The sequence below is a fragment of the Salinisphaera sp. SWV1 genome (genome assembly GCF_052044155.1).
In the GTDB taxonomy this organism is placed as follows: domain Bacteria; phylum Pseudomonadota; class Gammaproteobacteria; order Nevskiales; family Salinisphaeraceae; genus Salinisphaera.
In genome coordinates this window covers 1-14,482 of the sequence record NZ_JBQDYE010000002.1, presented here as the reverse complement: position 1 = coordinate 14,482, position 14,482 = coordinate 1, and the positions used below count along the sequence as shown (strand labels likewise).

The 14,482-nt window shown below is 66.1% G+C and carries 16 protein-coding genes; 3 read left to right on the top strand and 13 right to left on the bottom strand.

What is annotated here, in order from left to right; genetic code table 11:
- The first annotated feature begins 83 nt into the window (after positions 1–83).
- From dusA to ACS8YF_RS01270, 3 genes are read left to right on the top strand one after another with little or no spacing between them, the layout of a single operon-like run.
- Positions 84–1,085 carry a tRNA dihydrouridine(20/20a) synthase DusA gene (dusA, locus tag ACS8YF_RS01280; RefSeq protein WP_440848408.1) on the top strand — a complete coding sequence of 334 codons (1,002 nt, stop codon included), beginning with the start codon at positions 84–86 and terminating at the stop codon, positions 1,083–1,085.
- Positions 1,086–1,139: 54 nt separating this feature from the next.
- Entirely contained in the window at positions 1,140–1,625 is a 486-nt protein-coding gene (locus ACS8YF_RS01275; RefSeq protein ID WP_440848407.1) for a peptidylprolyl isomerase, read from the top strand.
- A 10-nt stretch (positions 1,626–1,635) separates the two neighbouring features.
- Entirely contained in the window at positions 1,636–2,370 is a 735-nt protein-coding gene (locus ACS8YF_RS01270) for a UDP-2,3-diacylglucosamine diphosphatase (RefSeq protein WP_440848406.1), read from the top strand.
- On the opposite strand, the gene ACS8YF_RS01265 is transcribed toward ACS8YF_RS01270, so the two are convergent.
- The 13 genes from ACS8YF_RS01265 to ACS8YF_RS01205 all read right to left on the bottom strand — a co-directional run.
- Positions 2,371–3,168 carry a ferritin-like domain-containing protein gene (locus ACS8YF_RS01265; protein ID WP_440848405.1) on the bottom strand — a complete coding sequence of 266 codons (798 nt, stop codon included), beginning with the start codon at positions 3,166–3,168 and terminating at the stop codon, positions 2,371–2,373.
- Positions 3,168–4,358 (bottom strand): O-succinylhomoserine sulfhydrylase, encoded by a 1,191-nt coding sequence (locus ACS8YF_RS01260; protein ID WP_440848404.1) that lies wholly within the window; start codon positions 4,356–4,358, stop codon positions 3,168–3,170. Before ACS8YF_RS01260 ends, ACS8YF_RS01265 begins: the two co-directional genes overlap by 1 nt.
- Before the next feature lie 198 nt (positions 4,359–4,556).
- Entirely contained in the window at positions 4,557–5,288 is a 732-nt protein-coding gene (locus ACS8YF_RS01255) for an NYN domain-containing protein (RefSeq protein ID WP_440848403.1), read from the bottom strand.
- Positions 5,285–6,796 (bottom strand): amidophosphoribosyltransferase, encoded by a 1,512-nt coding sequence (purF, locus tag ACS8YF_RS01250; RefSeq protein ID WP_440848402.1) that lies wholly within the window; start codon positions 6,794–6,796, stop codon positions 5,285–5,287. Before purF ends, ACS8YF_RS01255 begins: the two co-directional genes overlap by 4 nt.
- Positions 6,797–6,829: 33 nt before the next feature.
- Positions 6,830–7,369, bottom strand: a complete 540-nt coding sequence (locus ACS8YF_RS01245) for a CvpA family protein (RefSeq protein WP_440848401.1) — start codon at positions 7,367–7,369, stop codon at positions 6,830–6,832.
- 70 nt (positions 7,370–7,439) lie between these two features.
- Entirely contained in the window at positions 7,440–8,192 is a 753-nt protein-coding gene (locus tag ACS8YF_RS01240; protein WP_440848400.1) for an SPOR domain-containing protein, read from the bottom strand.
- Complete coding sequence (folC, locus tag ACS8YF_RS01235) at positions 8,185–9,453, bottom strand: bifunctional tetrahydrofolate synthase/dihydrofolate synthase (protein ID WP_440848399.1); 1,269 nt, start codon at positions 9,451–9,453, stop codon at positions 8,185–8,187. The genes ACS8YF_RS01240 and folC overlap by 8 nt, the downstream gene beginning before the upstream one ends.
- A complete protein-coding gene (accD, locus tag ACS8YF_RS01230; protein WP_440848398.1) occupies positions 9,450–10,352 on the bottom strand; it encodes an acetyl-CoA carboxylase, carboxyltransferase subunit beta in 903 nt (300 codons plus the stop codon). The genes folC and accD overlap by 4 nt, the downstream gene beginning before the upstream one ends.
- Positions 10,349–11,200 carry a tryptophan synthase subunit alpha gene (gene trpA / locus ACS8YF_RS01225; protein ID WP_440848397.1) on the bottom strand — a complete coding sequence of 284 codons (852 nt, stop codon included), beginning with the start codon at positions 11,198–11,200 and terminating at the stop codon, positions 10,349–10,351. The genes accD and trpA overlap by 4 nt, the downstream gene beginning before the upstream one ends.
- Positions 11,197–12,447 carry a tryptophan synthase subunit beta gene (gene trpB, locus ACS8YF_RS01220; RefSeq protein ID WP_440848396.1) on the bottom strand — a complete coding sequence of 417 codons (1,251 nt, stop codon included), beginning with the start codon at positions 12,445–12,447 and terminating at the stop codon, positions 11,197–11,199. Before trpB ends, trpA begins: the two co-directional genes overlap by 4 nt.
- Complete coding sequence (locus tag ACS8YF_RS01215; protein WP_440848395.1) at positions 12,444–13,109, bottom strand: phosphoribosylanthranilate isomerase; 666 nt, start codon at positions 13,107–13,109, stop codon at positions 12,444–12,446. Before ACS8YF_RS01215 ends, trpB begins: the two co-directional genes overlap by 4 nt.
- A gap of 12 nt (positions 13,110–13,121) precedes the next feature.
- Positions 13,122–13,901, bottom strand: a complete 780-nt coding sequence (gene truA, locus ACS8YF_RS01210; RefSeq protein WP_440848394.1) for a tRNA pseudouridine(38-40) synthase TruA — start codon at positions 13,899–13,901, stop codon at positions 13,122–13,124.
- A gap of 33 nt (positions 13,902–13,934) precedes the next feature.
- The coding region (locus tag ACS8YF_RS01205; protein ID WP_440848393.1) for a FimV/HubP family polar landmark protein at positions 13,935–14,482 on the bottom strand (548 nt) is incomplete at its 5' end.

Below are 14,482 nucleotides of genomic sequence, written 5' to 3'. Positions count from 1 at the left end.
ACTTGGAATGCATGCCTATTGTGCGGGCTGAAACGACGCAGCGCACCATTTGGTCTGGACGGCCATGATGCGATAATCGCGGCATGACCAAATATTCACGCAGAAATCCCGCGGGCGCCCGCCTGTCCGTGGCCCCGATGATGGACTGGACCACCCCGGCTCAGCGCTACTTCATGCGCCGCATCACGCGCCATGCGCTGCTGTATACCGAGATGGTCACCACTGCCGCGCTCATCCACGGCGATACCGCCCGGTTTCTGGATTATCACGCCGACGAGCACCCGCTGGCGCTGCAGCTCGGCGGCAGCGATCCGGCGGCCATGGCGCACTGCGCGCTGCTGGCCGAGAACGCCGGCTTCGACGAAGTCGACATCAACGTCGGCTGCCCGTCGGACCGGGTCCAGAACGGCGCCTTCGGCGCCTGCATGATGGCCGAGCCGGGGCGCATTGCCGATTGCGTGGCCGACATGAAGGCCGGCGTCGCCATCCCCGTGACGGTCAAGACCCGTATCGGCATCGATCATCAGGACAGCTATGAATTCCTGCACGATTTCGCCTCGCGCGTGGCCGAGGCCGGCGCGGACCGGCTGATCGTGCATGCGCGCAAGGCCTGGTTGTCGGGCCTCTCGCCGAAGGAAAACCGCGAAGTGCCGCCACTCGACTATGCCCGCGTGCACCGGCTGGCGGCCGATTTTCCGGATCTGCCGATGTCGATCAACGGCGGCATCGTCGATCTGGATACGGCGGAAACGCAACTCGCACATGTCGACGGCGTGATGATCGGGCGCGAGGCCTATCGCAACCCCTATGCGATGGCCGGGGTGGATTCACGCGTTTTCGGTGACGATACGCCCGTGCCCTCACGCCTGGATGTGGTCGAGGCCATGCGGGACTATATCGCCAACCATCTGGCCGCTGGCGGCCAGCTCAAAAGCGTCACCCGCCACATGCTCGGATTGTTCCATGCCCAGCCCGGCGGTCGCGCCTGGCGGCGCGCGCTGTCCGAACAGGGCAATCACCCCGACGCGGGTCTTGAGGTGCTTGATGCGGCGCTAGCCCCGGCCACCGGTGCGGTGCCGGCGTAGGCAACACCGGCGCATTGCCGCACAATAGCGGTTTTTGCGCGGAGCCTGTTCATCATGGTGATCTTCAAGACCAATCTCGGCGATATTCATATCGATGTCGACGAGCACAACGCCCCGATCTCGGCCGAGAACTTTCTCACCTATGTCCGCGACGGCTTCTACGACGGTGTGATCTTTCATCGCGTGATCCCGGGCTTCGTCGTCCAGGGCGGTGGGTTCGACGAAAACTTCAACCAGAAGACCACGCGCGCGCCGATCAAGAACGAATCCGCCAACGGGCTGGACAACGAGCGCGGCACCCTGTCGATGGCCCGCACCCAGGACCCGCATTCGGCCACCTCGCAGTTCTTCATCAATCTCGAAGACAACGAGGCGCTGAACGACATGGGTACACGGCCCGGCTATGCCGTATTCGGCCGTGTGGTCGAGGGCATGGAAGTGGTCGACGCCATCGCCAAGGTGCCCACTGGCGGCGCCGGGCCGTTCCATCAGGACGTCCCGCGGGACACTGTTCGCATCGAGTCGGCGGAAATCGTCTGATCGGCACGCCGTGGCCGCGACCCACTTCATCGCCGATCTGCACCTGATCGACGATCGCGAGCCGGCTGCGCGCCGGCTCGCCGGCTATCTGAGCGGTCCGGCGCGGGCCGCCGATGCATTGTATGTGCTGGGCGATCTGTTCGATGTCTGGATCGGCGACGATGGCTCGATTCCGCGGCATGCGGCCACGCTGGCTGCGTTCGCCGCACTCGCCCACACTGGCGTGCCGGTGTTTTTTATTCGCGGCAACCGCGATTTCGCCGTGGGGCCGACCTTCGAGTCGCGCAGCCGAATGCGGATCCTGGACGACCCGACGGTTGCCATGCTTCACGGCGTGCCCACCCTGCTCGCCCACGGCGATGTGTTCTGCAGCGACGACATCGCCCACCAGGCATTTCGGGCCCGATACACTGACGCCCGCTGGCGACAACGGCGCCTTGCCCTGCCGTTGTGGCTGCGGCGCAGGGTGGCAAGGCGCGCGCGGCGCCGTTCGGCTCGGGAGAAAACCCGCAAGCCGATGCGCATCATGGATGTGAACGCGGCGACCGTGGCGGGCATGGCCGACGAATACCGGGCCCAGCGGATCATTCACGGCCATACCCACCGGCCCGCCGATCATCTGGACGGCGATATTGCACGCTATGTGCTGGCCGACTGGCGCGACGACCGCGCCGAAGTATTGGTCGTGGACGATAACGGCGTCGCGCGCCGGCGGCTGGACCACGCCGGGCGCTTCATCGACTGATTACGGTCGCCGCGCGTCGCGCGCGGTCAGTTCGTCCAGTTCCGGCTCGGAAAAACGCGCCTCGCGCCGTGCGGCGAGGTTGTACGGCCCGGGCGGGCCGCCGTTCATGTATTCATCGAGCAGTCGGAAGAATGTTTCGTCCGGATCGAGCCCACGTGGCTCGGCGAAGTAGCGAAACCACTTGCTGCCGATCTCCACGTGCGGCACTTCCTCGGCCAGAATCTGCTCGAAGATGGCAACGGTCTTGTCGTCGCCGACCCGCTTGAGTTTTTCGATCATGCCGGGTGTGACATCGAGCCCACGCGCTTCCAGTACACGCGGCACCAGGGCCATGCGCACCATCGGGTCGTGCGCGGTCTTGACCGCCATTTCCCACAGTCCGTTGTGGGCATCGAAATCGCCGTAGGCATAGCCGAAATCGGCCAGCCGGTCATTCAGCATCTCGAAGTGGCGTGACTCGTCGGCCGCCATCGACAACCAGTCGGCGTAATAGTCAGCCGGCAGTCCGCGATAGCGATAGGCCGCGTCCAGCCCCAGATTGATCGCGTTGAACTCGATATGGGCGATGGCATGAATGAGCGCGGCGCGGCCATAATCCGAGCCCAGGCCGCGCCGCGCCAGTTTGGCCGGATGTACCAACGCCGGACGCGCCGGGCGCCCCGGCACCGGCACGGCTTCCGCTTCGCCGGACACGACCGACAACCCGCTGGAATCGGCCGCGTGCAACGCCCGCGTGGCGAGACATTTCGCCCGCGGGTCACGCGCCATCAGCGCGGCATGCACGTCGGCCGGCGTCATCAAGCGGCCAGAGCGCGCCACAGATCGGCGATGATGTCGTCCACATTCTCCAGCCCCACCGAGATCCGGATCAGACCCTCGCCGATGCCGGCCCGGGCCCGATCCTCGGCCGAGATGCGGACATGGGTGGTACTGGCCGGATGCACGATGGTGGTGCGGGTGTCACCAAGATTGGCGGTGATCGACAGCATGCGGGTCGAGTTGATGAGCTTGAACGCGCTCTCGCGCCCGCCCTTCACATCGAACGACACGATGCCGCCAAAGCCGCCCGGCTGCTGCTTTACGGCCAGCTCATGCTGCGGATGCGATGCCAGACCGGGGTAATAGACATGCGCCACACCGGGCTGGGTTTCCAGCCATTGCGCGAGCCGGGCCGCGCCGTCGCAATGCGCACGCATCCGCACTTCCAGCGTCTCCAGTGCCTTGTAGAAGATCCAGGCATTGAACGGGCTCATGCTCGGCCCGCAGGTGCGCAGGAAACGAAAGACCTGGTCACCCACGATATCCGCATCGCCCACGACCGCGCCGCCGAGCGCCCGACCCTGGCCGTCGAGATACTTGGTGGCCGAATGCGTCACGATATGCGCGCCCAGTTCCAGCGGGCGCTGCAGCGCGGGCGTACAGAAACAGTTATCGACCACGAGCTTCGCGCCGTGCGCCTCGGCGAGCGCCCCGAGTGCGCCGAGATCGACGATCTCGGTCAGCGGATTGGACGGTGTTTCCACGAACAGCATCTTAGTATTCGGCTCGATCGCGGCCTGCCAGGCGTCGACGTCATCCGGCGCGACATAGCTGGTCCGGATGCCGAGCTTGCCGAGGTAGTTGTTGAACAGACCGATGGTGGAACCGAACAGCGTATGCGCGGCCACGATATGGTCGCCGGCCTCGAGCGTGGCCAGACAGGTCGCCAGAATCGCGGCCATGCCGGAACCGGTGGCCACACACGCCTCGCCGCCTTCCATCGCTGCCAGCCGGTCAGAGAAGGCATCGACGGTCGGATTGGTGAAACGCGAATAGATGTTGCCCGGTTCGTCGCCGGCAAAGCGCGCCGCACAGGCCTCGGCCGAATCGAACACGAAGCTCGAGGTCATATAGATGGCGCTGCTGTGCTCGCCTTCGGGGCTGCGATGGGTGCCGGCGCGTACACCGCGTGTGGCGGTGCCCCACTCGGGGTCGTAATTAATAGTCATGGCGTCTCCTGTGAGAAGCGGCGGGCACAAAAAAACCTGCAAGCGCGAACGCAGCAGGCGGTGTCCTCTTGACGCCCGCTTAGCTGATGTTTCGATCGCAAGGACAGCGATCCGCGCCCGCAAGCTGTGCAAATCGGCGCGCGGCAAGTATGGCCCGAGGGCGGGCCGGCATCAAGCCCGGCGGAGCCGGTTGCGACGCTACTTCAAGCGTACGTAAACGATGTGAGTGTCCGCGTCGCTGCGCGACTCACGGAAATCCAGGGTCACGTAATCCAGCGATTCCATCAGCTTGCTCAGCTTGGAAAAGCCGTAGTTGCGCGAATCGAACGACGGATGATTCTTGTTCACGTAGCTGCCCACCGCACCCAGCGGCGCCCAGCCGTCATCGCGCGAGACCGCTTCGATGGCCGTGGTGAGCATACGCCGCAACTCCTTGGGATCGCCGGTCGGCGCGGGTTCGTCACGGCTCGGTTCGGCCGCCAGGATTTCAGTGAACACGAACCGGTCGCAGGCCGAGACGAACGCCGGTGGCGTCTTTTTCTCACCGAAACCATAAACCGCGAGACCGGACTCCCGGATACGCGTGGCCAGACGCGTGTAGTCGCTGTCCGACGAGACGATCACGAAGCCGTCGAGATGCGCCTGATGGAGCAGATCCATGGCATCGATGATCAACGCCGCGTCGGTCGCATTCTTGCCGGTGGTGTAGGCGAACTGCTGGATAGGCTGGATTGCATGATCGTGCAGGGCCCGCTTCCAGCCCTTCAGGTTGGTCGTGGTCCAGTCGCCGTAGGCCCGCTTGATGCTGGCCAGCCCGAAGGTCGAGACTTCCGCCAGCAACTCGCCGCAGCGCGACGACGGCGCATTGTCGGCATCGATGAGTACGGCGAGCTTGAGATTGTCGACGGCGGAGGACAACTCGTTCGTCACGCGTCGTTATGGATTTCGAGCACGGCGTTGTCCTTCTTGCGCCGCGCCTCGCGGGTGGCATCCGCGCGGAACAGCTCGAGCTGTTCCAGATACTCGGCCGATACATCCGCGGTAATGTAGTTGCCGGTGAACACCGAATCCTCGTAGCTTTGTAGCGCGTCGTTACCGACCGACACCGCGCGCTTGAGATCATCCATATCCTGGTAGATCAGCCTGTCGGCACCGATGATCTCGGCGATCTCGTCGTCGGAGTGGCCATGCGCGACCAGTTCGGCCGCGCTGGGCATGTCGATGCCATAGACGTTGGGGTAGCGCACCGGCGGCGCGGCGGAGGCGAAATAGACCTTGTTCGCCCCCGCGTCGCGCGCCATCTCGATGATCTGGCGCGAGGTGGTGCCGCGCACGATCGAGTCATCGACCAGCAACACGTTCTTGCCAGCGAACTCCAGGTCGATCGGGTTCAGCTTCTTGCGCACCGATTTCACCCGCTGCTGCTGGCCGGGCATGATGAAGGTGCGGCCGATATAGCGGTTCTTGATGAAGCCTTCGCGATACTTCACGTCGAGTTGGCTGGCCAGCTCCACTGCTGCCGTGCGGCTGGTCGAGGGGATCGGGATCACCACGTCGATGTCGTGATCGGGCCACTCGCGCCGGATCTTGTCGGCAAGATAGGTACCCATGCGCAGCCGCGCCTTGTAGACATAGACATCGTCGATCACCGAGTCCGGGCGCGCGAGATAGACGTATTCGAAGATGCACGGCGAGTGATACGGCTGGTCGGCACACTGCTGGACGTGGATCTCACCATCGAGCGTGATCACCACGGCCTCGCCGGGGCCGATATCGCCGATGCGTTCGAAACCGAGCGCGTCCAGCGCCACCGATTCCGAGGCGATCATGTAATCCGTGCCTTCGGCGGTCTCGCGTTTGCCGTAGACCGCCGGGCGGATGCCATTGGGGTCGCGGAAGCCGACCAGGCCGTAACCCGTGATCAGCGCGGTGGCCGCATAACCGCCACGACAGCGGCGATGCACCGCCGCCACCGCCTCGAAGATATCCTCGGGCGCCAGCTGTAGACGCTCGCTCTGCATCAGTTCGTGGGCAAACACGTTGAGCAGGATCTCGGTATCGGAGTCGGTATTCAGATGCCGCCGGTCCGAGCGATACAGTTCGTCCTTGAGCTGGTCGGCGTTGGTCAGATTGCCATTGTGCGACAGGCAGATGCCATACGGCGTGTTGACGTAGAACGGCTGCGCCTCGGCGGTGGAATCCAGCCCGGCCGTGGGATAGCGGACATGCCCGACGCCCGCGTTGCCGACCAGGCGCAGCATGTGGTCGGTGCGGAACACATCCCGGACCAGGCCGTTGTCCTTGCGCAGATATAGACGTCTGCCGTCCGTGGTGACGATGCCGGCCGCATCCTGGCCTCGGTGCTGCAGCACCGTCAGCGCATCATAGATATCCTGATTGACCGGGGAGGTCGAGACCATCCCAACAATGCCGCACATAAGCGAGTCGCTCGGTTTGGAGAAGGAAAAACGTCAGGTCGAAGTCGTCGTCGGGCGGCCCGCGGGCAGCGTCGACGGCGCATCGGGATAGGTGATCGCGTTGGCGATGTCGGGCGGCAGATAACCCCGCACCCAGAGCGCGCCGGCCTCCAGCTGCCCGATGAAGATCGAGCGCTGCCACCAGCTGTCGCGCGGCACGGGGGTCACACCGGCCAGCAGGACCAGAACAATGAGCACGGCCACGCCGCGCACCACGCCGAATATGATCCCGACGGCACGATCGGTACCGGCGAAACCGGTCTGGTTGATCAGCCGGCCCAGCAGGTAATTGAAGATGGCGCCCGCGACGAGCACGCCGAGAAAGACAATTGCGAACGCCACGGCCAGACGCGCCGAACCGGAATCGATCCAGCGCTGCAGATAGACGGACGCCGGCGCCGCCAGAACAAACGCCAGATAAAAGGCCAGGACCCACGTCGCCAGACCCAGGGCTTCCCGCAGAAAACCACGGAAGAAACCGATGGTCGCCGACAATGCGACCACCACAACGATAGCGACATCGATCCAGATCATGACAGCCAGCCGCCGGAGCGAGACCGCTCAATGATAACAAATTGGGCGCGCAACCGCGGCTGGTGTGGCATCAGGGCAACTGGCGCACCAGCCCCTTGTGCCCGGCCTTGCTCAGCCGATCGGCCGCCGACTGTGCCGCCTGCTTGCTGTCGAACGGGCCGACATTCACGCGATACCAGGTCTTGCCGTTGACCTGGCCCGGGGCATATGACACCGGGAATCGGCCCTTGAGCTGGTTTGCCAGGTCCGCCGCATTGCCTTGTTGACTGAAGCTCGCCACCTGCACCACCCAGCCCTGGATACTGGATTTTTCCAGACCGGAGCCGCTGGACGACGAAGCACTGGCGGCGCCGGAGCCGGCGGCCGACGCGCCGTGATCATGCGATCCCGAATGCGGATTCCCGCCCGCCCCGTTGTTCGCGGATGCAACGCCCGATGCCGGCTTGCTCGACGGTGCGTGCGAACCCGAAGGCTTCGAAGCCGACCCGCTACCGCCATGCACCGGCGGTACGGAGAAGCCCTGCTTACTCTGCGGCGAGACCGCATCCGGTGTCGGTGCCTGCGGGCGCCCCTGACTGGCGCCACTCTCGTCGCCGCCGGCTGCCGATGGTGCCATGGCCGGACTCGCCCCTGCCTGATCGTCGTTATCGTGACCCGCCGGCTCCGCCTTGCCATCGGGCTGCACGTCATACACGCGCATGGAGCCGCGGCCGTTGTCCTGGCTGCCGCCATGCATGCAGCGCGAGAGCAGCAACGGCGCGAGCACGCCGATGATTACCAGAATGGCAACGCCGATCAGGCGTTTTTTCATCACGTCATTCATGATCAGGACTCCGCGCCTGCGCCACGGTGAAAAATGAACCACAGACGACGATACGATCGCCCGGCACGGCCGCTGCCTGCGCCGCGGCCAGCGCCTGTTCGGGGCTGGCATGAACAGGCCCGGCATGGCGCAGCCGCGCGGCCAGCGCCTCGCCCGTCAAGCCGCGCGTACTGAGACCGTCGAGTCCGGCCGGATACAGCGCGTCGGCCCAGGGCATCAACCGCCGGCCGACGGCTTCCACCGGTTTGTCCGCCAACATACCCAGCACCACGTGTGTCCGTCCCGAAACAGGCCGCTGCTGCAGCGATTCCGCCAGCAGAGCCACCGCATCCTCGTTGTGGCCCACATCGTAGATGATCGCTATCGGAGCGTCGATAACTTCGCGCCGTCCGGGCAGTAATGCCTGCCGGGCGCAGGCGCGCCGGATATCCTCGGCGCCCGGCCGGTACCCGGCCGCGCCTGCGCCCGCGATTGCGAGGGCGAGATTGTCGGGGTGCACGGCCGCATGCGGCACGATATCGAGGCAGGTCGCGCCATCCGACCATGTCCAGCGTTGCGGCGCGCACGTCAACTCGAAATCGCGGCCCAGACACGCCAGATGCGCGCCGCAGGCCGTGGCCGCGGCCGCAATGCTGTCCGGCGGACGCCTGTCGCCACAGAGCGCCGGCCGCCCGGCGCGCATGATGCCGGCCTTCTCGCGACCGATCGCCTCACGGGTATCGCCGAGCCAATCCGTGTGGTCGAGACCGATCTGCGTGATCAGCGCCACATCGGCATCCACGATGTTGACCGCATCGAGCCGCCCGCCGAGCCCGACCTCCAGTACGGCGACATCGACCGCCATGCGCCGAAAGATGACGAGCGCGGCGAGCGTGCCGAACTCGAAGAACGTCAGGGACGTCCCGCCGCGCGCTGCCTCGACGGTCTCGAAGGCCGCGATCAGGGCCGCATCGCCGACCGGCTCGCCGTCGATGGCGATGCGCTCGTTGTAGCGCCAGAGATGGGGCGAGGTGTAGCACCCGACCCGGGCGCGCACGCCGATCAGGCCCGCGACCAGGGCCACACAGCTGCCCTTGCCGTTGGTGCCGGCCACGGTGATCGTGGCATGCGGCGGCGGCATCAGGCCGAGCCGATCGGCCACCGAGCGCACGCGACCGAGGCCAAGCTCGATCTCGCTCGGATGCATCGCCTGCTGGTAATCCAGCCACTGGGCCAGCGTCCGGCGCGCAGACGCCGGACGCTGCGGGTCCTGCTCGCTCACGCCTGGCTCGTCACCTCGGGCGTTTCGGCTTCCTCGGGCGCCGGCGGGCGATGCATGAGCGTGGACACGACGCGGTGAATGCGATCGCGTAGATCGGCACGTTCGACGATCATGTCGATGGCACCGTGCTCGAGCAGGAATTCGCTGCGCTGAAAGCCTTCCGGCAACGTCTGCTTCACGGTCTGCTCGATCACGCGCGGTCCGGCAAAGCCGATCAGCGCTTCGGGTTCGGCCACGTTGATGTCGCCCAGCATGGCGTAACTGGCCGCCACGCCGCCCATGGTCGGGTGCGTCAGTACCGAGACGAACGGCAGCCCGCGATCCGCCAGCCGCGTGAGGGCGGCACTGGTCTTGCCCATCTGCAGCAGCGAGAACAACCCCTCCTGCATGCGGGCACCGCCCGAGGCCGAGAAGAACACGAACGGCGAACTCGCCTCGATCGCGGCATGCACGCCGCGCACGAACGTCTCACCGACCACGCTCCCCATCGAGCCCCCCATGAACTGAAAGTCCATGGCGCCGGCGACGATCGGCATGGATTTGAGGCTGCCGGTCATCATGATGACCGCTTCGCGCTCACCGGAGTCCTTCTGCGCCGCCGACAGGCGATCGCGGTATTTCCTGGAGTCGCGGAACTTGAGCGGATCCCGCGGTTCGAGATCGCGGGCGATCTCGGTGCGATCGCCCGCGTCGAGAAAGAAATCCAGACGTTGGCGGGCGCGCAGGCGCTGGTGCGTGTTGCACTTCGGGCAGACATGCAGCGTCCGCTCCATCTCGGCGGTGTACAGCACCGCGCCGCAGCTGCTGCACTTGGTCCACAAGCCTTCCGGGACGCTGTTCTTGCGCCGAGAGGCATCGTTTCGCATCTGCGATGGCATGATTTTTCCGAGCCAACTCATACGCTTTCGCCCTCCTGTTCGCGTTCGTCCCGTTGCTTGGCGTCTGCCAGGTCGATCGCGGCACGCATCGCCGCCAGCGTTTCGCGCAGTTCCGCGGTGGCCGTGGCCACATCGTGCCCGTGTTCCGCGATCCGACTGACCAGCGCGCTGCCCACGATCACCGCATCCGCCACCGCGGCCACGGCCGCCGCGTTGTCCGGCGTGCGAACACCGAAGCCCACCCCGACCGGCAGCCCCGTCGCACGCCGGATCGGCGCGATCTGGGCCGCCAGACTGTCGGTGTTCAGGCTCGACGCACCGGTGACGCCCTTGAATGAAACATAGTAGATAAAACCGGCCGCGTTTTCGCAGATCCGGCCAATGCGCGACTCGCCGGTGGTCGGCGCGATCAGACAGACCGGGTCGACACCGGCCACCCGCAGCTTCGGCGCGATATCCGGCGCTTCCTCGGCGGTCATGTCGACGATCAGCGCGCCGTCGACCCCGGCAGCCGCCGCCTGTTCGCCGAATGCCTCGAGCCCCATGGAATCGATGGGGTTGAAATAGCCCATCAACACCACCGGCGTGTCGGTATCGCGTTCGCGAAACCGCGCGACCATGGCCAGCACGTCGCGCAGGCTCGTGCCGTGCGCCAGCGCACGCTCGCAGGCCGCCTGGATCACCGGGCCGTCGGCCATCGGATCGGTGAACGGTACGCCCAGCTCGATGACATCGGCACCGGCCGCCACCAGCGCATGCATGAAATCGACGGTCGCGTCCTGCCCCGGATCACCGGCGGTCAGAAAAGGGATCAGCGCGGTGCGCTGCGCCTGCTTGAGTGCGGCAAAACGATCGGCGAGACGGCTCAAAGCGTTTCTCCCTCGGCTTCGGCCACGCTGGCCATGTCCTTGTCACCCCGGCCCGACATGTTCACCAGGATGTTGGCCTCCGGGCTCATCCCGGCGGCCAGTTTCTTGGCGTAAGCGACGGCATGGGCCGACTCCAGTGCCGGCATGATGCCTTCGATGCGAGTGCATTCATGAAACGCGGCCAGCGCTTCGGCGTCGGTGACATCGACATAGTGCGCCCGGCCAATGTCCTTGAGCCAGGCATGCTCGGGCCCGACGCCGGGATAATCCAGCCCGGCCGAGATCGAATGCGTGCCCTGGATCTGGCCGTTGTCGTCCTGCATCAGGTAGGTGCGGTTGCCGTGCAACACGCCCGAGCGCCCGGCCGAAAGCGGTGCCGCGTGCCGGCCGCTGGCGATGCCGTCGCCCCCCGCTTCCACGCCGTAGATGGCGACCTCTTCATCGTCGAGGAACGGATGGAACAGGCCGATCGCGTTCGATCCGCCCCCCACGCAGGCCACCAGCGCGTCCGGCAGGCGCCCGGTTCGGTCCAGCATCTGGCGGCGCGCCTCGCGGCCGATCACCGCCTGAAAGTCGCGCACCATCGCCGGATACGGCGCCGGGCCGGCCACCGTGCCGATGATGTAAAAAGTGTCGTCCACGTTGGCGACCCAATCGCGAAGCGCGTCGTTCATCGCATCCTTGAGCGTCTTCGAGCCGGACTCGACCGGCCGCACCTCGGCGCCCAGCAGGCGCATGCGGTAGACATTGGTCGCCTGGCGGCGCATGTCCTCGCTGCCCATGAACACCACGCATTCAAGCCCCAGACGCGCGGCGACCGTGGCCGTGGCCACCCCGTGCTGGCCCGCGCCAGTCTCGGCGATGATGCGCGTCTTGCCCATGCGCGCGGCCAGCAGTGCCTGGCCGATGGTGTTGTTCACCTTGTGCGCGCCGGTATGGTTCAGATCCTCGCGCTTGAACCAGATCTTCGCCCCGCCGACCACCTTCGACAGGCGTTCGGCGTAGTAGATCGGGGTCGGCCGGCCGACATAGTCGGCCAGATCGGCATCCAGTTCGGCCATGAATGCCGGGTCCCGGCGGGCGTCGGCATAAGCCGCGGCGAGTTCGTCGAGCGGTGCCATCAGCGTCTCGGCGACGAACTTGCCGCCGTACGGCCCGAAGTGGCCCCGGGCATCGGGCATGTCGCGCCAGGCGTGCGGGCCGTGGGCTGCGGGATTCGCCGGGTCCTTGGATATCGTCGTACTCATGCCTTACCCATTTCGGTTACTGCGTTGACGAACACACGCATGCGTTCGCTGCTTTTCACACCGGGCTCGCTCTCGACCCCGCTGCTGACATCCACTGCATACGGTGCAAACCGCGCAATGGCTGCACCCACATTACCCGGCGTCAGCCCGCCCGCGATCACGATCGGCCGATCGATCGTCGCTACCGTGGCCTGCCAATCGAACGCGCGTCCCTGGCCGCCGGCCTCGCCGACGCGATTCGCGTCGAGCAGAAAAGCCGCGGCGCGCGGATGCCGCTCGGCCCAGTCGGTCAGGACCACCCCCGGCTCACCCATCGGCACAGCCTTGATGTATGGGCGATCGAAGGCATTGCAAAAATCCGCCGACTCGGCGCCGTGGAACTGGATGACATCGATCGGGACCGCGGCCAGGATCCGGACGATCTCGTCGGGATCGTCGTCCATGAACAGCGCAACCCGTGACACGAACGGCGGCAGTGCCGCCGCGATCACGGCGCCCCGTGCCGCCGTGATGCGCCGACTGCTCGCTGCCGCAAATACCAGCCCGACCGCATCCGCCCCGGCCGAGGCCGCCGCGCGCGCATCGGCGACGGAGCGCACGCCGCAGATCTTCGTGCGCACACGGTTGACCGTGATCGGCTCGGCTGTATCGAGGGCTGTCATAGACCTATCATTTTACCAGCCCGCGTCATCGAGGGGCGGTTCGGGCAATTGAATATCTTCGGGATAATGCACGCGCCGCAGCGATAAACCCGCCGCTGGCGCGGTCATGCCGGCGCGGCGCCGATCCCGGCCGCCCAGCAACTCGCCCACCCATGCCGGCGCCGCCTCGCCGCGCCCGACCACGGCCAGCGTGCCGGCAATGTTACGCACCATGTGATGCAGGAATGCATTGGCCCGCACGTCGATGCGCACCCAGTCGCCGAGACGGGTGACGCTGACATGATGTACTTGGCGAACCGGGCTCTTGGCCTGACAGCCCGCGGCGCGAAACGCGCTGAAGTCGTGCCGGCCGACGAGTGCCTGCGCTGCGGCGTGCATGGCCTCGTGGTCCAGGCGTTTGTGCACGTGCCAGACACGATTGCGCCAGAGCGCCGACGGCGCATCGCGATCGATGATCCAGTAGCGGTAATCGCGAGCAATCGCATGGAAGCGGGCATGAAAGGTTTCCGGCACGGGCACGAACCACTGCGGCGCGATATCGTCGGCCAACCAGCGATTGCTGCCCAGCAGCCAGCTGCGATCGCGACGCTCGGCCCGGGTGTCGAAATGCACGATCTGGCCCTGCGCATGCACCCCGCTGTCGGTGCGTCCGCTGCAAATGGTGCGGATCGGCTCATCGGCCACCTTCGATAATGCCGCCTCGAGGCTGTCCTGCACGCTGGGCGCATGCGGCTGGCTCTGCCAGCCGCTGTACGCGGAACCGTCGTATTCAATGCAGGCGGCCCAGCGCATCAGGCGGCCCCGCCCCGAGCAGGTCCATGCCGCTCAGGAATCGAGGCGCTCGAGCAGTCGCTCGGCCTCGTCGCGCTGGGCGTCGTCGCCCCGCGTTCGCACATCGACAAGCAGCTCGCGGGCGGCGGCGCTGTCTTCCATGTCAAGGTACATTCGGGCGAGATCGAGACGGATCTCCACGCTGTCGTTCGGGTCATCGTCGGTCGGCCCAGCGGTCTCGGAAGGCGGATCGTACAGGTCGAACCCGCCGGGATCGATCATTTCGAGACCATAGGGATCGGGGCGGCCTGCAGCCGGCGTGGCGCCGCGGGTCTCGCCGGGCACATCGGTAGCGGGTCCGCTGTCGGCATCGAAATCCAGCCCCGGCGCCCCGTCCGCGCCCAGATCGTGCTCACGCGCCCCGGTCTCCGGCAGCGATTGCGTCTCGAAGGCCAGGGCCTCGATTTCTTCGTTCGTGGCCGGGCGGCGATGCGCCAGCAGGTCGCGATGAGCGGGCGCCGCTGCCGCAACCGGTTCGAAACGCATCGCGGGATCAGGCGCCCGCGCTGACTCGGCGGCGGCAGGGGTGGAGATCGGGAGCG